Here is a 19136-nt window from a genome sequence, read left to right as displayed (position 1 = left end):
ATCTACGGAGCTCTTTATCTACGCAGCTCTGCGACAAAGTCGTAGTAGTCGTTGCGGCAATAGGTGTCGGTGACTTCGATCGGCGTGTTGTCTTCCGTGTAGCCGACCCGGGTCATCAGCAGCATGGCGGTGCCGGGAGCAATGCCCACCAGCGCGGCGAATTCGTCCGAGGCGTTGATCGCCTGAATGTGTTGCAGGGCGCGGACCACCGGTTTGCCGATGCCGTCGAGGTATTCGTAGAGGGAATCGCCTACCGCTTGCGGTTTGGGAATGATCGAGGCGGGCAGGGTGCTCATCTCGATCGCCATCACTGTGTCGTCGGCTTTGCGCAAGCGTTTGAGCCGCGCGACCTTGTCGTTGGGTGACAGGCCGAGGCGGATCAGTTCTTCGTGGGTCGGCGGGGTGATTTCCCGTTCCAGCCATTGCGAGCCGGGGACGAAGCCCTTGAGCCGGAGCATTTCACTGAACCCCGAGAGTCGCGACAGCGGTTGTTCCAGGCGTGGCGTGATGAACGTGCCTGAGCCTTGATTGCGGCGGATCAGGCCTTGCTCGAACAGCACTTCAAGTGCTTTGCGCGCGGTGACGCGAGAGATACCCAGCAGTTCGCTGAGATTGCGTTCCGACGGCATGGCTTGCTCGGCTTTCCACTGGCCGGCATGGATCGCCGCTTCCAGATTGCGCGCCAGTTGCAGGTACAACGGCGTGGGCTGGGTGTCGTCAGGGCGTAGGGCCTGGAGGTCATTCATTTAGGTTTGGTCCGATGCGGATGTAGGATTGTTGTCGCCCGGTTGTGGGACGAAACCTAATACCACTTAAATACCATGTCAATGCCAGTACTTTGCTGTTGGCGCGCTAAAGCCCGTCCTGCTGGAGGCCCTTAAGGGGGGTAGGTTCTAAGTGGTATTAGAGGAGGGGATTTTGAAAGCAAAGATCGCAGCCTTTGGTAGCGCCTACAGGCGGAATTGGTATCTACCTGGTAGGCGCGGCCGAAGGCTGCGATCTTTTGAAATTATTTTTCGATGAGCGACCGAAGGTAGCGGCCAGAACATAATGTTGGAGCCCGCTCGATCCCTTGTGGCGAGGGGGCTTGCCCCCGTTGCGTTGCGAAGCGGCGCCAAAAACTGCCACCTCGTTCCAACTGAATCACCGCGTTTGCTGATTTTACGGCTGCTTCGCAGCCGAACGGGGGCAAGCCCCCTCGCCACAAAAGCATTGCGCAAGTCCGGAGGTTTTACGGGCGAATCTCAATCATCGTGCCGTCCGGCACCAAACCCCAAACCTCGCGCATGTCCATATTGCGCATGGCGATGCAGCCGTCGGTCCAGTCCAGCGTATGGAACAGGTCTTCGGGGTTGTCTTCGGTGTCTGGGGTGCCGTGGATCATGATCATGCCGCCAGGCTCGACGCCTTCGCGCCGGGCACGGGCGGAGTCGCTGATATTAGGGTAGGAGATGTGCATCGCCAGGTTGAAACGTTCGCTGATCTTGCGCCAGTCCACCCAATAAAAGCCTTCGGGGGTGCGCTTGTCGCCCTCCATCAGTTTCGGCCCCTTGGGGCGTTTCCCCAGGGAAATGCGATAGGTCTTGATCGGCTTGCCATCATTGATCAATTGCAATTGATGGGCTGATTTGAGAACCAGAACTTTATCGATGACTTTGCCATCCAGCGTTTCCGTGGAGGAAGCCTGGGTGACAGCGACGAACGATAAGCAAAAAACAGCAAGCAACCAGCGCATTGAAACGATATCCCTAAGAGGTGTCGCGACTATTTATTTTATAGGTGCTTTTATGTGTAGCAGCTTTAAATGATGGCAGGCTGGACCAGCGGCGGGATCGATTCGGACCGCACGGGGTAGACCTCGGTCCGCCGGTCAGCGAAGAAGCATTCTAAGGTACGGCCCACCGTGCGGAAAGCCAGTTCGGCCCAAGGGATGTCGGCTTCTTCGAACAGTTGCACTTCCAGGCTCTCGGGCCCCGCGGAAAAATCCAGGTCCACCAGCTCGGCGCGAAAGAATACATGCACCTGGCTGATGTGTGGCACGTCGATCAGCGTATAGATACTCAGGTTGCGCACCCGGGCACAGGCTTCTTCGGCGGTCTCGCGAATGGCGGCCTGTTCGATGGTCTCACCGTTTTCCATGAAGCCGGCGGGCAGGGTCCAGTAACCGAGCCGTGGCTCGATGGCGCGACGGCATAGCAGCACCTTCGAACCCCAGGTCGGCACGCAACCGGCGACGATATTGGGGTTCTGGTAATGGATGGTATGACAGCTATCGCAGACAAAACGCAGGCGCGAATCGCCTTCGGGAATACGCTGGGTCACCGGGTTGCCGCATTGGCTGCAAAATTTCATGCTTGGGTTCCTGAATGCTGCGCCTATCTTGGCGTGCAGCGGTGTCGGTCGGCAAGTTGTCGTTTCGCGACATGAGGCTGTTCGGGGCTTGGGCGGCCGGTGCGATTGGTGCATGATGCAGGGTAAGGCACAGATCGAGAAGACTCATGCTGGACGAGCTACTGCACCGGGTAAGCAATCACACGCCGCGTACGCTGGAAACCGACCGACGTTTCCCCGAAGCCGCGGTATTGGTGCCCATCACGCGCAGTGACGAACCGGAACTGGTGCTAACCCTTCGCGCCAGCGGGCTTTCGACCCATGGCGGCGAAGTTGCCTTTCCCGGCGGTCGACGCGACCCCGAAGACCCTGACCTGATTTTTACCGCCCTGCGCGAAGCCGAAGAAGAAATCGGCCTGCCACCGGGGCTGGTTGAAGTGATCGGCCCGCTGAGCCCATTGATCTCCCTGCACGGCATCAAGGTCACGCCCTATGTCGGCGTGATTCCGGATTTCGTCGAGTACCAGGCCAACGATGCCGAGATCGCCGCGGTGTTCAGTGTGCCGCTGGAATTTTTCCGCAAGGACCCGCGAGAGCACACCCATCGCATCGACTATCAGGGCCACAGTTGGTACGTGCCGAGCTACCGTTATGGCGAATACAAGATCTGGGGGCTGACGGCGATCATGATCGTCGAGTTGATCAACCTGCTCTATGACGCGAAAATCAGCCTGCATCAACCACCCAAGAGTTTTATCAACACCTGAAGCCATCGTTCGCATGGCATGAGTCTGCGGCTGCCTGAGCCTTTGAGGACAATAAGATGAAATACCGCCTGGGCGACGCCCGCGTCGACACCCATCCGCAGAGTTGGGTCGCACCCAATGCCGTACTGGTGGGCAAGGTCAAACTGGAAGAGGGCGCCAACGTCTGGTTCAACGCCGTGTTGCGTGGCGACAACGAACTGATCCTGATCGGCAAGAACAGCAATGTGCAGGACGGCACCGTGATGCACACTGACATGGGCTACCCGCTGACCATTGGCACCGGCGTGACCATTGGTCACAACGCGATGCTTCACGGCTGTACGGTGGGCGATTACAGCCTGATCGGTATTAATGCGGTGATTCTCAACGGCGCGAAAATCGGCAAGAACTGCATCATCGGCGCCAACTCGCTGATCGGTGAGGGCAAGGAAATTCCGGACGGTTCGCTGGTCATGGGCTCGCCGGGCAAAGTCGTACGCGAGTTGACCGAGCCGCAAAAGAAGATGCTCGAAGCCAGTGCTGCGCACTATGTGCATAACTCGCAGCGCTACGCCCGCGATCTGGTCGAGCAGGAAGAATGAGCACCATTGAACGACCGGTTCCATCGCCGTGCGTGAACATTTGTGCGCTGGATGAGGATGACATTTGCACCGGGTGTCAGCGCACGGTGGAAGAAATCACCCGCTGGAGCCGGATGGACAACGCAGAGCGGCGCAAGGTGTTGGGGTTGTGTCATGAGCGGGCGAAGTCGAGTGGGTTGATCTGGATGCTGCCATCCAAATCCGATTCCTGATGGTTGTAAGCGGCTCTGTGGCGAGGGGGCTTGCCCCCGTTCGGCTGCGCAGCAGTCGTGAAATCAGCAAATGCCGTACGCCTGAAAGAATAAAGTCGCAGGTTTAGCGCCGCTTCGCAGCGCAACGGGGGCAAGCCCCCTCGCCACAAAGCTCCTTAGCCACAGGTGATTTGTGCGTTGAGGATGAAGTACCCTGTGCACCAAAATCGACAGGTACTCCCGCCCCATGCTCTTCCTGATCGCCTACATCAGCAGCGTCGTGCTGATCAATTACGCCTTTTCCAGCGCCCCGCACCTGGACATCATCTGGTCGGCCTGGGGTGGTCTGGTGTTCGTGCTGCGCGACATGGTGCAAACCCGCTTCGGCCACGGCGCGATCGCGGCGATGCTGGTGGCGTTGGTGCTGTCCTATGTCACTTCCGACCCGTCCATCGCGCTGGCCAGCGCGATCGCATTCGCCGTGTCCGAGTGCATCGACTGGCTGGTGTTCAGCATCACCAAGCGGCCATTGCATGATCGCCTGTGGATAAGTTCGGCGCTGAGCATCCCGCTGGACACCTTCATTTTCTTCGGCATGATCGATGCCTTCACGCCGGCCGTGATCCTCACCGCCATGGGCTCGAAGTTCGCAGGTGTGACGGTTGTATGGCTGATCATGGCCTGGCGCCTGCGTAATCAGGCCGTTGTCAGCTGAAGCCAAACCCTCAGGTTCATGTAAAATGCCGCGCTTTCTCCCCATGGGAAGCGTGCCAGGCACCGCATCCCTCGATGATCCGCTTCTTGAGGACCTGAGATGACCCGTATCGGAACTCCATTGTCGCCAACCGCGACCCGCGTATTGCTGTGTGGCTGTGGTGAGTTGGGCAAGGAAGTGGTGATCGAGCTGCAACGCCTGGGCGTTGAAGTGATTGCCGTGGATCGCTACGCCAATGCGCCGGCCATGCAAGTCGCCCATCGCAGCCATGTGATCAACATGCTCGACGGTGCCGCCCTGCGTGCAGTGATCGAAGCCGAGAAGCCGCACTTCATCGTGCCGGAAATCGAAGCCATCGCCACCGCGACCCTGGTAGAGCTGGAGTCCGAAGGCTTCACCGTGGTTCCGACCGCTCGCGCCGCGCAGCTGACCATGAACCGCGAAGGCATCCGTCGCCTGGCCGCTGAAGAGCTGGGCCTGCCGACGTCGCCGTACTACTTCGCCGACACCTTCGAGGACTACAGCAAGGCTGTCGACGATCTGGGTTTCCCATGCGTGGTCAAACCGGTCATGAGTTCCTCGGGCAAAGGCCAGAGCCTGCTGCGCAGTGTCGATGACGTGCGCAAGGCCTGGGATTACGCTCAAGAAGGTGGCCGCGCCGGTAAAGGTCGCGTGATCATCGAAGGCTTCATCGACTTCGACTACGAAATCACCCTGCTGACCGTACGCCACGTTGGCGGCACCACGTTCTGTGCGCCGGTTGGCCACCGTCAGGAGAAGGGCGACTACCAGGAATCCTGGCAGCCACAAGCCATGAGCCCGGTTGCTCTGGCTGAATCCGAGCGCGTTGCCAAAGCCGTGACCGAAGCCTTGGGTGGCCGTGGTTTGTTTGGCGTCGAACTGTTCATCAAGGGTGATCAGGTGTGGTTCAGCGAAGTCTCGCCGCGTCCGCATGACACCGGTCTGGTGACCCTGATTTCCCAGGACCTGTCGCAGTTCGCGCTGCACGCACGGGCGATCCTGGGCCTGCCGATTCCATTGATCCGTCAGTTCGGTCCATCGGCTTCGGCGGTGATTCTGGTAGAAGGGCAGTCGACTCAGACCGCATTTGCCAATTTGGGCGCTGCGTTGAGTGAGCCGGATACTGCGTTGCGTCTGTTCGGCAAGCCTGAGGTCAATGGCCAGCGTCGGATGGGTGTGGCGTTGGCGCGTGATGAGTCGATCGAGGCTGCACGGGCTAAAGCGACCCGTGCTTCCCAAGCTGTTGTTGTAGAGCTGTAACCGAGTCGCGGCATTCGCGAGCAAGCCTCGCTCCTACAAATCTGCGCCGAACTTCGACGTGGACCTGTAGGAGCGAGGCTTGCCCGCGAAGCTTTTGCCTCAGGCAACCCGATTCAAATCGTTATGCCGCGTCTCCTTCAGGCACAGCACCGCGATCAAGCTCAGCACCGCCGCCCCCGACACATACCCGCCGACATAACTCAAACCGCCCATCGCCACCAGTTTCTGCGCAAAGAACGGTGCCGCCGAGGCTCCGACAATGCCGCCCAGGTTGTACGCCGCCGATGCGCCGGTATAGCGCACGTGGGTCGGAAACAGTTCTGGCAGCAGCGCGCCCATCGGCGCAAACGTCACGCCCATCAGAAACAGTTCGATGCACAGGAACAGCGCCACACCCCAGGTCGAGCCTTGGGTCAGCAGCGGTTCCATCAGGAATCCGGACAGAATCGCCAATACGCCGCCGATGATCAGCACCGGTTTGCGCCCAAAACGATCACTCGCCCAAGCCGACAGCGGTGTCGCGGCCGCCATGAACAGCACGGCGAAACACAGCAGAGCGAGGAAGGTTTCGCGGGTGTAGCCGAGCGTCGACACACCATAGCTCAGCGAAAACACCGTCGAGATGTAGAACAGCGCGTAACACACCACCATTGACCCGGCACCCAGTAGCATCGGCGCCCAGTATTGGCTGAACAGCTCGACCAGCGGAATCTTCACCCGCTCCTGGCGAGCCATGGCGTTGGCGAACACCGGGGTTTCGTGGAGCTTGAGGCGCACATACAGGCCCACCATCACCAGCGCGGCACTGAGCAGGAACGGAATCCGCCAGCCCCACGAACGGAACTGCTCGTCGTTCAGGCTCATGGCCAGAGTCAGGAACAGGCCGTTGGCCGCCAGAAACCCGATCGATGGGCCGAGTTGCGGAAACATGCCGTACCAGGCGCGCTTGCCCTTGGGCGCGTTCTCCGTGGCCAGCAATGCGGCACCGCCCCATTCACCACCCAGCCCCAGGCCCTGGCCGAAGCGCAGCACGCAAAGCAGGATCGGCGCCCAGGCGCCAATGCTGTCGTAACCCGGCAGCACGCCGATCAACGTGGTACACACGCCCATCAATAGCAGGGAGGCGACCAGTGTCGATTTACGCCCGATGCGGTCACCGAAGTGGCCGAACAGTGCCGACCCCAGTGGCCGTGCAAGGAAGGCGATACCGAAGGTAAGGAACGCCGACAGCATCTGGGCGGTACCGGAGGTCTGCGGAAAGAACACCGGCCCGATCACCAGCGCTGCCGCAGTGGCGTAGACGTAGAAGTCGTAGAACTCGATGGCCGTGCCGATGAAACTCGCGGTGGCTACTCGGGTGGCGGAGTTGGTTGGTTGGACAGGCGTGGTGTCGCTGAACGTTGTGCTGGTCGTCATGCGGTAATCCCTGACAGTCATGTGCCCCAGTGGAGCGAATTATTATGGTCGAATACCCAGGGATGTGGGTTTAACGCAGAGTGCGGGTAGCACGGGGTATGGGGGGCTGGGTAAGCGGCTCGATTATAGGAAGGCGGCTATCGATACAACAAGGGGCCAAAGTAGACGATGCCAGTGTGGCGAGGGGGCTTGCCCCCGTTCGGGCGCGGAGCGGCCGCAAAAATGGCTGAATGCGTTCGTTCAATATAATCGTGGTGTCTGTGATGGGGCCTGCTTCGCAGTCCAGCGGGGGCAAGCCCCCTCGCCACAGGCAAGCCCCTGGCTACAGGGGGGGGGCTGTCAGATTTTGGAAAGGGCAGGCACTGAGCTGGTATGCCAGATCAACACCCGCGTGACGCGATTGTCTTCCGTCTCCAGAATCTCCAGCCGATAACGCCCGATCTTCAGGCAAACCGCACTGTCGGGAATCGTTTCCAGCGCCTCGGTCACCAATCCGTTGAGGGTTTTCGGACCATCACTGGGCAAGTGCCAGCCAAGGCTTTTGTTCAATTCACGAATCGACGCCGCACCCTCGATGACCAAGCGCCCATCGGCCTGCGGATGGATGTGCGGGTTGTCCAGGCTGTGCTGGCTTTCGAACTCACCGACGATTTCTTCGAGAATGTCTTCCAGGGTCACGATGCCCAGCACTTCGCCGTACTCGTCGACCACCATGCCCAAACGCCGCTGCTGCTTGTGGAAGTTCAGCAATTGCAGCTGCAGCGGGGTGCTTTCCGGTACGAAGTACGGTTCGTGACTGGCTGCCAGCAGCGCTTCGCGCGTCAGGCTTGAATCCGCCAGCAAATGACGGACCTGTCGGGTGTTGAGCACCGCTTCGACCTGATTGATGTCGCTGTGGAATACCGGCAGGCGGGTGCGTCTGTTATGGCGCAGTTGTTCGATGATTTCTTCGAGGGAGTCGTCCAGATTGATTCCGTCGACGTCACTGCGCGGTACCAGAATATCGTTGACCGTGATGTTATCCAGCGCGTGGATACCTGACAGCGAATGCGGGCGACTGGCCGCGTGTTCGTGATCGTCGTGCCGATCTGCCGGTACTTCGTCTTCGCTTTGCTGCACCACATTGATTTTGCGGGCGAATGGTCGCATCAGCAGTTGGCTGATGGCATTGAGTAGCCAGGCAGCCGGGTAGACGATCTTCAAGGGTATGCCGAGCAGAGTGTTGCCCAGGGCCAGGACGGCATCCGGATAGCGCACGGCAAGGGTGCGCGGCAGGTAGTCGGCGAACACCAGCAGCACTGCGCTGGCACCGAGGCAGGCAATCCATGGACCGTTTTGCGCCCAGGTGAAAATCGCCAGCAAGGTGCTGATGACCACCACCAGCGCGCGACACAGGGTGTTGCAGAGGATCAGGCTGTTGAGCGGGAAACTCAGTTTCGCCACGGGTTTGTCACTCGAGCGCGAAGCCGTGCGCTGAGCCAGCAACTGCTGTTGTGCAACTTCGATGGCGGTAAACAGCCCCGACCATAAAATCAGCAGGGCCAGCACCGCGAGCATCGGCCCTATGGGCAAGTCGTCCATTAATGCCGCCCGTCAGATATGCAGAATGTATTCGCGGACCAGCTTGCTGCCGAAATACGCCAGCATCAGCAGGCAAAAACCGGCAAGGGTCCAGCGGATGGCTTTGTGTCCGCGCCAGCCGAGGCGGTTGCGCCCCCATAGCAGCACGCTGAACACGATCCAGGCCAGGCACGCCAGCAGGGTTTTATGCACCAGGTGCTGGGCGAACAGGTTCTCGACGAACAGCCAGCCGGAGATCAGCGACAGCGACAGCAGGCTCCAGCCGGCCCAGAGGAAACCAAACAGCAGGCTTTCCATGGTTTGCAGCGGCGGGAAGTTCTTGATCAGCCCGGATGGATGCTTGTGTTTGAGCTGATGGTCCTGAACCAGCAGTAGCAAAGCCTGGAACACCGCGATGGTGAACATGCCATAAGCGAGGATCGACAAGAGGATGTGGGCGAGAATGCCTGGCTCTTCGTCAATGACCTGCACCGTACCGGCAGGGGCGAACTGTGCCAGCAGCACGGTGGCGGCGCCCAGCGGGAACAGCAATAGCAGCAGGTTTTCCACCGGGATCCGCGAGCAGGCCAGCAGGGTCAGGGCGATGACCGCCGCGGCGATCAGGCTGGCGGCGCTGAAAAAGTCCAGGGCCAGGCCGATCGGTGTCAGCAGATAGGTGATCAGGCTGACGCTGTGGGCCAGCACGGCCAGCACACCGAGCGTGACCAGCAGGCGCTTGTTCGCCTTGGCGCCGGTGGCCAGACGAGTGCCCTGATAGAGGGTCGCAGCGGCATATAAGCAGGCGGCGGCGAGGGTGGTAAGCAAACTGGGTGACAAGGGGAGCATAAATCCTGTTAGGCAAGCCCGAAAGGCGCTGAGTTTGGCATAGAACCCACATCACACGAAAGACCATGCAACCTGACGGCGAGGTGTCCGCCAGACGCAGTCTTCGCTATAATCCGCGACCTGCCCACGCCGCAGGCTCGCCGAGCACATGTTTATTCCGGTCTGGGCCGCCATTATCCCGGTCTACACAGGGCCTGAAAGGATCGCGCAATGTTTGAAAACTTAACCGACCGTCTCTCGCAGACGCTGCGCCATGTCACCGGCAAGGCCAAGCTGACCGAAGACAACATCAAAGACACCCTGCGCGAAGTGCGCATGGCGTTGCTCGAAGCCGACGTCGCCTTGCCGGTGGTCAAAGACTTCGTCAACTCGGTCAAGGAGCGCGCTGTCGGCACCGAGGTGTCGCGCAGCCTGACGCCGGGCCAGGCCTTCGTGAAAATCGTCCAGGCCGAACTCGAAAGCCTGATGGGCGCGGCCAACGAAGACTTGAACCTGAGCGCCGTTCCTCCTGCGGTCGTGTTGATGGCCGGTTTGCAGGGTGCGGGTAAAACCACCACCGCCGGCAAACTCGCGCGCTTCCTTAAAGAGCGCAAGAAAAAGTCGGTCATGGTCGTGTCCGCGGACGTTTACCGTCCGGCGGCGATCAAGCAGCTTGAAATGCTCGCGGGTGAAGTTGGCGTTACCTTCTTCCCGTCCGACCTGAGCCAGAAGCCGGTCGACATCGCGCAAGCAGCTATTAAAGAAGCAAAACTGAAATTCATCGACGTGGTCATCGTCGATACCGCCGGTCGTCTGCACATCGACGAAGAGATGATGGGCGAGATCAAGGCGCTGCACGCCGCGATCAACCCGGTTGAAACCCTGTTCGTGGTCGATGCCATGACCGGCCAGGACGCCGCCAACACGGCCAAGGCCTTCGGCGATGCGCTACCGCTGACCGGTGTGATCCTGACCAAGGTCGACGGCGATGCCCGTGGCGGTGCCGCGCTGTCGGTACGTGCCATCACTGGCAAGCCGATCAAGTTCATCGGTATGGGCGAGAAGAGCGAAGCGCTCGAACCATTCCATCCTGAGCGTATTGCGTCGCGCATCCTTGGCATGGGCGACGTGCTCAGCCTGATCGAGCAGGCCGAACAGACCCTCGACAAAGACAAGGCCGATAAACTGGCCAAGAAGCTGAAGAAGGGTAAGGGCTTCGATCTCGAAGACTTCCGCGATCAGCTGCAACAGATGAAAAACATGGGCGGCCTCGGCGGCCTCATGGACAAACTGCCGAACATCGGTGGTGTGAATCTGGCGCAAATGGGCAATGCCCAGGGCGCGGCAGAGAAACAGTTCAAGCAGATGGAAGCCATCATCAACTCCATGACCCCGGCCGAGCGCCGCGACCCTGAGCTGATCAGCGGTTCGCGCAAGCGCCGGATCGCCATGGGTTCCGGCACTCAGGTGCAGGACATCGGTCGCTTGATCAAGCAGCACAAGCAGATGCAGAAGATGATGAAGAAATTCTCCGCGAAAGGCGGAATGGCCAAAATGATGCGCGGCATGGGCGGTATGTTGCCCGGCGGCGGCATGCCGAAAATGTAAAGTATTCACGCAAGGGCTTGCCCTTGCATCTCCCACATGGAAGTGGGATCTCCAGCAAACCCGCACTTGGCGGGAGCTGACTGGCCGTTTTCAACGACGGCTCTATAGCAAATCTGGATGGCGACCGATAGGCCGCCGGAAAAAGACATTTGCAAAAGTCCGGATATTCCTTAGAATATGCGGCCTTTCGGGCACCTATGCCCGCTGTGCCTTTAGATTTGCAGCACCGACTACAGGAACGATGTTCACATGCTAACAATCCGTCTTGCCCTTGGCGGCTCCAAAAAGCGCCCGTTTTACCACTTGACCGTAACCGACAGCCGCAACCCGCGTGACGGTTCGCACAAGGAACAGGTTGGTTTCTTCAACCCTGTTGCTCGTGGTCAAGAAGTTCGTCTGTCCGTGAACCAAGAGCGCGTAGCCTACTGGCTGAGCGTTGGTGCACAACCTTCTGAGCGTGTTGCTCAGTTGTTGAAGGAATCTGCCAAGGCTGCGGCCTGAGCAATATGAACGCGACGCCAGCTGTTGCCGATGATTTGATCGTTATTGGCAAAATTTATTCTGTTCATGGCGTTCGCGGCGAAGTGAAGGTGTATTCCTTTACTGATCCGACTGAAAACCTGTTGCAGTACAAAACCTGGACGCTCAAGCGCGAAGGCAATGTGAAACAGGTCGAGCTGGTCAGCGGACGTGGGAATGACAAGTTCCTGGTCGCAAAGCTCAAGGGTCTTGATGATCGTGAAGAAGCACGTCTTCTGGCTGGTTATGAGATCTGCGTGCCGCGCAACCTGTTCCCTGAATTGACCGACGGCGAGTACTACTGGTACCAGCTGGAAGGTCTGAAGGTTATTGATCAACTCGGGCAATTGCTCGGGAAAATCGATCATCTTCTGGAAACCGGCGCCAATGATGTAATGGTGGTCAAGCCTTGCGCTGGCAGCCTGGATGATCGCGAACGCCTGTTGCCCTATACGGAACAATGCGTGTTGGCTGTCGACCTTGCCGCAGGCGAGATGAAGGTGGAATGGGATGCGGACTTCTAAACGTGGCTAACCTGCGCGTAGAAATGATCAGTTTGTTTCCCGAGATGTTCTCCGCCATCAGCGAGTACGGCATCACCAGTCGGGCGGTGAAACAGGGGCTGTTGCAGCTCACCTGTTGGAATCCGCGAGACTACACGACGGATCGACATCACACTGTGGATGATCGCCCATTTGGCGGTGGTCCGGGCATGGTGATGAAGATCAAGCCCCTGGAAGATGCTCTGGTTCAGGCCAAGGCAGCAGCCGGGGAGGCGGCGAAGGTAATTTACCTGTCCCCCCAAGGCCGTCAACTGACTCAGTCGGCGGTACGCGAGTTGGCGAATCTGGATGCATTGATCCTGATTGCCGGCCGCTATGAAGGCATTGACGAGCGTTTTATAGATACTCATGTCGATGAAGAGTGGTCGATTGGCGACTATGTACTGTCTGGCGGCGAGCTGCCGGCGATGGTCCTGATCGATGCGGTTACACGACTGCTGCCTGGAGCTTTAGGGCATGCGGACTCCGCCGAGGAAGATTCCTTTACGGATGGTTTGCTGGATTGCCCGCACTACACCCGACCGGAGGTGTATGCGGATCAGCGTGTTCCCGACGTATTGCTAAGTGGCAATCACGCGCACATCCGGCGTTGGCGTTTACAGCAGTCCCTTGGTAGGACCTTTGAACGACGCGCCGATCTTCTGGAAAGCCGCTCGCTTTCTGGAGAAGAGAAGAAGCTGCTCGAGGAATACATCCGCGAGCGGGACGATAGTTAACAACGTATCGATGGTAGATCCGACGATTTACCTTAGGAGCACAGCATGACTAACAAAATCATCCTTGCACTCGAAGCAGAGCAGATGACCAAAGAGATCCCTACCTTTGCCCCGGGCGACACCATTGTCGTTCAGGTGAAAGTGAAGGAAGGCGATCGTTCGCGTCTGCAAGCGTTCGAAGGCGTAGTTATCGCCAAGCGTAACCGCGGCGTAAACAGTGCTTTCACCGTTCGTAAAATCTCCAACGGTGTTGGCGTAGAGCGTACTTTCCAGACCTACAGCCCGCAAATCGACAGCATGGCCGTTAAACGTCGCGGTGACGTACGTAAAGCCAAGCTGTACTACCTGCGTGACCTGTCCGGTAAAGCAGCTCGCATCAAGGAAAAACTGGCTTAAGTCCAGCTTCCGATGCGCAAGAGTCGGCCTGTACAGGCTGGCTCTTCAAGAAAATGCCTCGTATCGAAAGATACGGGGCATTTTTCGTTATGGGGTGGAGCCTGTAGGAGCGAGGCTTGCCCGCGAAGAGGGTGTGTCAGTCGACATTGATGTTGCCTGGTGCGCCGTCTTCGCGAGCAAGCCCGCTCCCGCACGGATCGTGGCGTTAGGGGGGAAGACTTTTTCCGCACAAAAGAAAACGCCCCGAACAAGTCAGGGCGTTTGCTTGAAGTGCTGCGGCTTTTTGAGCGTGGGCGCTTAGCGCTTCAGCGAAGCTGGCAGGTGCGGCTGGATCGCCGTCAGTACTGCCTTGAAGCATTTGGTGTTGCCAGCGACGATGTGGCCTTTCTCAAGGAAGTCGTGACCGCCGGTGAAGTCGCTCACCAAGCCGCCGGCTTCCTGGATCAGCAGGGCGCCTGCAGCCATGTCCCACTCGGACAGGCCCGACTCCCAGAACGCATCGAAACGGCCGGCAGCCACGTAGGCCAGGTCCAGGCTCGCCGAGCCAGCGCGGCGGATGCCGGCGGTCTGGCCAACCAGGGCGCGGAACATGCCCAGGTAGTTGTCGAGGTTGTCCATCTGGTCATCGCGGAACGGGAAGCCGGTACCCAGCAGGGCGCCGTCCAGGCTGGTGCGACCGCTGACGCGCAGACGGCGACCGTTCAGTTGAGCGCCGCGACCACGGCTGGCGGTGAATTCTTCCTGGCGAACCGGGTCCAGAACAACAGCGTGCTCCAGGCGACCGCGGTATTTGCAGGCAATGCTGACAGCGAAGTGAGGAATGCCGCGCAGGAAGTTGGTGGTGCCGTCCAGCGGATCGATGATCCACAGGTACTCTTCGCCTTCGATCCCGGTGCCGGCGTGCATGCCGGTTTCTTCACCCATGATCGAGTGATTCGGGTAGGCCTTGCGCAGCGCATCGATGATTTTCTGTTCGGCGGCGCGATCCACCTCGGATACATAATCCTTGGCGTCTTTTTCGTCGACCTTGATGGTATCCAGGCGCTCGATGGAGCGGAAAATCAATTCACTGGCGCTGCGGGCGGCGCGCAGCGCGATATTCAGCATGGGCTGCATGGATGTGTCACCTAAGGTTGTTAAAGAAAGCCGGGCATTCTATCAGAACTTTTCTACAGGTGAAGGTCAGTGTTCGCTTTCATAGCTTAACGGTAGGTTGAGCTGTAAGATTCTGCTCCCCATTAAAGTGTTCGAGAGCGCCTCCCTTGCTGCAAAACATTCGTGTCGTCCTGGTCAATACCAGTCACCCCGGCAATATCGGCGGGGCTGCGCGTGCCATGAAGAACATGGGCCTGTCGCGGCTGGTGCTGGTCGAACCGCGGTTGTTCCCGCACCACGAGGCCGATGCGCGTGCGTCCGGCGCCGGTGACATCCTTGAAAATGCTCAAGTCGTCGCCACTTTGGAAGATGCCTTGGTCGGCTGCAATCTGGTGCTCGGCACCAGTGCTCGTGATCGTCGCATTCCCTGGCCGTTGCTCGATCCCCGCGAATGCGGTGTGAAGGTGGTCGAGGAGGCGGGGCAGGGCGCCGAGATCGCGTTGGTGTTCGGCCGTGAAGATTCCGGCCTGACCAATGAAGAGCTGCAGCGATGTCATTATCACGTGCACATCCCATCAGACCCTGAGTTCAGTTCGCTGAACCTTGGGGCGGCGGTGCAGGTGTTGAGCTATGAAGTGCGTATGTCCTGGTTGGCGGCAGCAGGTCAGCCGAGCAAGGTCGAGAAGGAAGAAGTGGCGTCCACCAAAAGTGGTGAGCTGGCGACCATGGATGAGCTGGAGCGATTCTATGAACACCTGGAGCAAACGCTGGTGGCCATCGAATTCCTCGACCCGGAAAAACCACGGCACTTGATGGCGCGTCTGCGCCGGTTGTACGGACGCAGCTCGGTCAGCCGGGCGGAAATGAATATATTGCGTGGCATCCTCACGGAAACCCAGAAAGCGGCCCGTGGCGAGCTTCTAAAGCGGAAGGATTAATGATGTTCGAGCGTTTGCGTGAAGATATCCAAAGTGTTTTCCATCGTGACCCGGCGGCGCGTAATGCTTTTGAGGTTCTGACGTGCTACCCGGGCATGCACGCCATCTGGATCCATCGCCTGTCGTCAGCGTTGTGGGGCATGGGCTGGAAATGGCTGGCGCGTCTGGTGTCGAACTTCGGTCGCTGGTTGACCGGGATCGAGATTCATCCGGGTGCCAAGGTCGGTCGTCGCTTCTTTATTGACCACGGCATGGGCATCGTTATTGGTGAAACCGCCGAGATCGGTAACGACGTCACCCTGTATCAAGGCGTGACCCTTGGCGGCACCAGCTGGAACAAGGGCAAGCGTCACCCGACTCTGGAAGATGGCGTAGTGGTCGGGGCGGGCGCCAAGGTGCTCGGCCCGTTTACAGTGGGTGCCGGGGCCAAGGTGGGCTCCAATGCCGTGGTCACCAAAGCGGTTCCGCCCGGGGCGACAGTGGTGGGGATTCCGGGGCGGATCATCGTCAAGTCTGATGAAGAGCAGGACGCCAAGCGCAAGGCCATGGCTGAGAAGATCGGTTTTGATGCCTACGGTGTCGGTGAGGATATGCCGGACCCGGTGGCTCGAGCCATTAATCAGTTGCTCGATCATCTGCAGGCTGTAGATGGTCGACTTGAAGGGATGTGCGGGGCGCTGAAGGATCTGGGTAGCAATTACTGTGCGAAAGATCTGCCTGAGCTGCGCGAAGAAGACTTTGCCTGTGTGAAGGACAAGGATCAGAGCCAGGCCGGCTAAACCGCGCCGACCCCTTCGCGAGCAAGCCCGCTCCCACATTGGATCTTCAGCGGGCACGGATTTGTGTTCGACACAGATCAAGTGTGGGAGCGGGCTTGCTCGCGAAGAACGATAACGCGCATTTGCTGGTGATACACGGCCAGCCTTTGCTATGATGCGCGCGCTCTTTTGCGGGTAAACCTGACTAAAGTACTAGGTCTTATAGTTGACTTAAATACTCGGGAATTGCATACTCGCCCCATTCCGAATTCCGTGGTAATTGTCCATGCGACTGACTACAAAAGGCCGATACGCCGTGACCGCCATGCTTGACCTGGCGTTGCACGCGCAGCACGGGCCGGTGTCCCTGGCCGATATCTCCGAGCGCCAAGGCATCTCCCTGTCCTACCTCGAGCAGCTTTTTGCCAAATTGCGCCGCAGCAATCTGGTGTCCAGTGTTCGTGGTCCAGGCGGTGGTTACCAGCTGTCCCGCGACATGCAGGGCATCCAGGTCGCCCAGGTGATCGATGCGGTCAACGAATCGGTCGATGCAACCAAATGCCAGGGCCAGGGCGATTGCCATTCCGGCGACACCTGTCTGACCCACCACTTGTGGTGCGATCTGAGCCTGCAGATTCACGAATTTCTGAGCGGTATCAGCTTGGCTGACCTTGTAACTCGCCGTGAGGTGCAAGAAGTAGCCCAGCGTCAGGACCAGCGTCGTTGCAACAGCAAGGCGCCACGCCTGGACAAGATTGAAGCGTCCGCCGTCGAATGACAGCCAAAGAGCTAGCGGCACGCCAGCCAGCCTGATTTAGGAGATAGTCCATGAAATTGCCGATTTACCTTGATTACTCTGCGACGACCCCGGTTGATCCTCGTGTCGCGCAAAAGATGAGTGAATGCCTGCTGGTCGACGGAAACTTCGGTAACCCGGCGTCCCGTTCCCACGTGTTTGGCTGGAAAGCTGAAGAGTCCGTCGAGAACGCTCGTCGTCAGGTCGCTGACCTGGTTAACGCCGACCCGCGTGAAATCGTCTGGACCTCCGGTGCCACCGAGTCCGACAACCTGGCAATCAAGGGTGCGGCGCATTTCTACTCCACCAAAGGCAAGCACCTGATCACCACCAAGATTGAGCACAAGGCTGTCCTCGACACCATGCGCCAACTGGAGCGTGAAGGTTTCGAAGTGACCTACCTCGACCCTCGCGATGATGGTCTGGTCACTCCGGAAATGGTCGAGGCTGCCCTGCGTGACGACACCATCCTGGTCTCGGTCATGCACGTGAACAACGAAATCGGCACCATCAACGACATCGCCGCCATCGGCGAACTGTGCCGCTCCAAGGGCATTCTGTTCCACGTCGACGCCGCTCAGTCCACCGGCAAGGTCGAGATCGACCTGTCGAAGCTGAAAGTCGACATGATGTCGTTCTCTGCCCACAAAACCTATGGCCCTAAAGGCATCGGCGCGCTGTACGTCAGCCGCAAGCCGCGTGTTCGCATCGAAGCGACCATGCACGGCGGCGGTCACGAGCGCGGCATGCGTTCCGGCACCCTGGCGACCCACCAGATCGTCGGCATGGGCGAAGCTTTCCGTGTGGCCAAGGAAGACATGGCTGCCGAGAACGTACGCATCAAAGCCCTGAGCGACCGCTTCTTCAAGCAGGTCGAAGGCCTGGAAGAGCTGTACGTCAATGGCAGCATGACCGCCCGCGTACCGCACAACCTGAACCTGAGCTTCAACTACGTTGAAGGCGAGTCGCTGATCATGGCGCTCAAGGATCTGGCGGTTTCGTCCGGTTCGGCCTGCACCTCGGCATCGCTTGAGCCTTCGTACGTACTGCGCGCCCTGGGTCGCAACGACGAACTGGCACACAGCTCGATTCGTTTCACCTTCGGCCGTTTCACCACCGAAGAAGAAATCGACTACGCCGCGCAGAAAGTCTGCGAGGCCGTTACCAAGCTGCGCACTCTCTCGCCGCTGTGGGACATGTACAAAGATGGCGTCGACATTTCGAAAATCGAGTGGGCGGCGCACTGATATTCAAGTCGCCGCAACCAGGCCCTGCCAATCCACGATTTGCAGGGCTTCAAGAGCGACTCCTGATGAGTGAGGATTAAGAATCATGGCTTACAGCGAAAAGGTCATCGACCACTACGAGAACCCGCGCAACGTCGGCAAGATGGACGCGGAAGATCCTGATGTCGGCACCGGCATGGTCGGCGCTCCGGCGTGCGGCGACGTGATGCGCCTGCAGATCAAGGTCAACGAACAAGGCATCATCGAAGACGCCAAGTTCAAGACCTACGGTTGCGGTTCGGCGATCGCCTCCAGCTCCCTGGCGACCGAGTGGATGAAAGGCAAGACTCTGGATGAAGCAGAGACCATCAAGAACACTCAGCTGGCCGAAGAACTGGCGCTGCCGCCAGTGAAAATTCACTGCTCCGTACTTGCTGAAGACGCTATCAAAGCGGCCGTTCGCGACTACAAGCAGAAGAAAGGCTTGATCTGACTTTCAAGATTTGGCGACGAGTAAGGAGTCACCGATGGCTATCAGCATGACAGAAGCGGCTGCTCAACACGTGCGACGCTCCCTCAACGGGCGCGGCAAAGGTGAAGGGATTCGCCTGGGTGTTCGCACCACAGGCTGTTCCGGCCTTGCCTACGTGCTGGAGTTTGTCGACGAGGTGGTTGCAGAGGATCAGGTGTTCGAAAGTCACGGCGAGAAAGTGATCATCGACCCGAAAAGCCTGGCCTACCTGGACGGCACCGAACTCGATTTCGTCAAGGAAGGGTTGAACGAAGGCTTCAAGTTCAACAATCCCAACGTGCGCGGTGAATGTGGCTGCGGCGAAAGCTTCAACATCTGAGGC

Annotated in this window: 23 protein-coding genes; 16 read left to right on the top strand and 7 right to left on the bottom strand. The window is 58.9% G+C overall.

All coding sequences use genetic code 11. The features are described 5' to 3' along the window. Window positions 1-14 precede the first annotated feature (14 nt). From PMI30_RS01805 to PMI30_RS01815, 3 genes are all read right to left on the bottom strand, one after another. Window positions 15-746: a GntR family transcriptional regulator gene (locus PMI30_RS01805; protein WP_008014749.1), complete on the bottom strand. Its 732-nt coding sequence runs from the start codon at window positions 744-746 to the stop codon at window positions 15-17. A gap of 485 nt (window positions 747-1231) precedes the next feature. Then, window positions 1232-1735 (bottom strand): L,D-transpeptidase family protein, encoded by a 504-nt coding sequence (locus tag PMI30_RS01810; protein ID WP_007897548.1) that lies wholly within the window; start codon window positions 1733-1735, stop codon window positions 1232-1234. Window positions 1736-1800: 65 nt separating this feature from the next. Continuing rightward, entirely contained in the window at window positions 1801-2352 is a 552-nt protein-coding gene (locus PMI30_RS01815; RefSeq protein ID WP_008014747.1) for an NUDIX hydrolase, read from the bottom strand. Window positions 2353-2498: 146 nt separating this feature from the next. On the opposite strand from PMI30_RS01815, the gene PMI30_RS01820 reads away from it, so the two are divergent. From PMI30_RS01820 to purT, 5 genes are all read left to right on the top strand, one after another. Beyond that, on the top strand, window positions 2499-3098 hold the full coding sequence (locus PMI30_RS01820) for a CoA pyrophosphatase (protein WP_007897550.1): 600 nt from the start codon (window positions 2499-2501) through the stop codon (window positions 3096-3098). Window positions 3099-3154: 56 nt separating this feature from the next. Beyond that, a complete protein-coding gene (locus tag PMI30_RS01825) occupies window positions 3155-3679 on the top strand; it encodes a gamma carbonic anhydrase family protein (protein ID WP_003221962.1) in 525 nt (174 codons plus the stop codon). Further along, on the top strand, window positions 3676-3891 hold the full coding sequence (locus tag PMI30_RS01830; protein WP_008014745.1) for a DUF1289 domain-containing protein: 216 nt from the start codon (window positions 3676-3678) through the stop codon (window positions 3889-3891). Before PMI30_RS01825 ends, PMI30_RS01830 begins: the two co-directional genes overlap by 4 nt. A gap of 226 nt (window positions 3892-4117) precedes the next feature. Further along, complete coding sequence (locus PMI30_RS01835; protein WP_008014742.1) at window positions 4118-4585, top strand: VUT family protein; 468 nt, start codon at window positions 4118-4120, stop codon at window positions 4583-4585. A gap of 99 nt (window positions 4586-4684) precedes the next feature. Beyond that, a complete protein-coding gene (gene purT, locus PMI30_RS01840) occupies window positions 4685-5866 on the top strand; it encodes a formate-dependent phosphoribosylglycinamide formyltransferase (RefSeq protein ID WP_008014740.1) in 1182 nt (393 codons plus the stop codon). A 99-nt stretch (window positions 5867-5965) separates the two neighbouring features. On the opposite strand, the gene PMI30_RS01845 is transcribed toward purT, so the two are convergent. The 3 genes from PMI30_RS01845 to PMI30_RS01855 all read right to left on the bottom strand — a co-directional run bounded on the left by PMI30_RS01845 (window position 5966) and on the right by PMI30_RS01855 (window position 9688). Beyond that, entirely contained in the window at window positions 5966-7282 is a 1317-nt protein-coding gene (locus PMI30_RS01845; protein WP_008014739.1) for an MFS transporter, read from the bottom strand. A gap of 339 nt (window positions 7283-7621) precedes the next feature. Continuing rightward, window positions 7622-8863, bottom strand: a complete 1242-nt coding sequence (locus PMI30_RS01850) for a transporter associated domain-containing protein (protein ID WP_008014737.1) — start codon at window positions 8861-8863, stop codon at window positions 7622-7624. Between the two features lie 12 nt (window positions 8864-8875). Continuing rightward, window positions 8876-9688, bottom strand: coding sequence for a cytochrome C assembly family protein (locus PMI30_RS01855; RefSeq protein ID WP_008014735.1), 813 nt, complete (start codon window positions 9686-9688; stop codon window positions 8876-8878). A gap of 210 nt (window positions 9689-9898) precedes the next feature. Here PMI30_RS01855 and ffh point away from each other — a divergent pair, with 210 nt between their 5' ends. The 5 genes from ffh to rplS all read left to right on the top strand — a co-directional run bounded on the left by ffh (window position 9899) and on the right by rplS (window position 13469). Next, window positions 9899-11275, top strand: coding sequence for a signal recognition particle protein (ffh, locus tag PMI30_RS01860; protein WP_008014733.1), 1377 nt, complete (start codon window positions 9899-9901; stop codon window positions 11273-11275). A gap of 249 nt (window positions 11276-11524) precedes the next feature. Beyond that, entirely contained in the window at window positions 11525-11776 is a 252-nt protein-coding gene (gene rpsP, locus PMI30_RS01865; RefSeq protein ID WP_003198088.1) for a 30S ribosomal protein S16, read from the top strand. A gap of 5 nt (window positions 11777-11781) precedes the next feature. Then, window positions 11782-12318, top strand: coding sequence for a ribosome maturation factor RimM (gene rimM / locus PMI30_RS01870; protein WP_008014731.1), 537 nt, complete (start codon window positions 11782-11784; stop codon window positions 12316-12318). Beyond that, window positions 12300-13073 carry a tRNA (guanosine(37)-N1)-methyltransferase TrmD gene (trmD, locus tag PMI30_RS01875; RefSeq protein ID WP_177318863.1) on the top strand — a complete coding sequence of 258 codons (774 nt, stop codon included), beginning with the start codon at window positions 12300-12302 and terminating at the stop codon, window positions 13071-13073. The genes rimM and trmD overlap by 19 nt, the downstream gene beginning before the upstream one ends. Window positions 13074-13118: 45 nt before the next feature. Continuing rightward, a complete protein-coding gene (gene rplS, locus PMI30_RS01880) occupies window positions 13119-13469 on the top strand; it encodes a 50S ribosomal protein L19 (protein ID WP_003175895.1) in 351 nt (116 codons plus the stop codon). Between the two features lie 297 nt (window positions 13470-13766). Here rplS and suhB read toward each other — a convergent pair whose 3' ends face one another. Continuing rightward, window positions 13767-14585 carry a type III secretion system regulator SuhB gene (suhB, locus tag PMI30_RS01885; RefSeq protein WP_008014726.1) on the bottom strand — a complete coding sequence of 273 codons (819 nt, stop codon included), beginning with the start codon at window positions 14583-14585 and terminating at the stop codon, window positions 13767-13769. Window positions 14586-14731: 146 nt separating this feature from the next. Between suhB and trmJ the strand changes: the two genes are divergently transcribed. The 6 genes from trmJ to iscA all read left to right on the top strand — a co-directional run bounded on the left by trmJ (window position 14732) and on the right by iscA (window position 19133). Next, window positions 14732-15502, top strand: coding sequence for a tRNA (cytosine(32)/uridine(32)-2'-O)-methyltransferase TrmJ (trmJ, locus tag PMI30_RS01890; protein ID WP_007903572.1), 771 nt, complete (start codon window positions 14732-14734; stop codon window positions 15500-15502). Between the two features lie 2 nt (window positions 15503-15504). Next, on the top strand, window positions 15505-16281 hold the full coding sequence (gene cysE / locus PMI30_RS01895; RefSeq protein ID WP_008014724.1) for a serine O-acetyltransferase: 777 nt from the start codon (window positions 15505-15507) through the stop codon (window positions 16279-16281). 265 nt (window positions 16282-16546) lie between these two features. Beyond that, complete coding sequence (gene iscR / locus PMI30_RS01900; RefSeq protein ID WP_003227911.1) at window positions 16547-17038, top strand: Fe-S cluster assembly transcriptional regulator IscR; 492 nt, start codon at window positions 16547-16549, stop codon at window positions 17036-17038. Between the two features lie 50 nt (window positions 17039-17088). Beyond that, entirely contained in the window at window positions 17089-18303 is a 1215-nt protein-coding gene (locus PMI30_RS01905) for an IscS subfamily cysteine desulfurase (RefSeq protein ID WP_007903584.1), read from the top strand. A gap of 85 nt (window positions 18304-18388) precedes the next feature. Further along, window positions 18389-18775, top strand: coding sequence for a Fe-S cluster assembly scaffold IscU (iscU, locus tag PMI30_RS01910; protein WP_003443374.1), 387 nt, complete (start codon window positions 18389-18391; stop codon window positions 18773-18775). Between the two features lie 34 nt (window positions 18776-18809). Then, window positions 18810-19133 (top strand): iron-sulfur cluster assembly protein IscA, encoded by a 324-nt coding sequence (gene iscA / locus PMI30_RS01915; RefSeq protein WP_007903589.1) that lies wholly within the window; start codon window positions 18810-18812, stop codon window positions 19131-19133. Window positions 19134-19136 lie beyond the last annotated feature (3 nt).

The organism is Pseudomonas sp. GM50 (genome assembly GCF_000282375.1).
Taxonomy (GTDB): Bacteria; Pseudomonadota; Gammaproteobacteria; order Pseudomonadales; family Pseudomonadaceae; genus Aquipseudomonas.
This window is presented reverse-complemented; position numbering and strand designations above follow the sequence as displayed.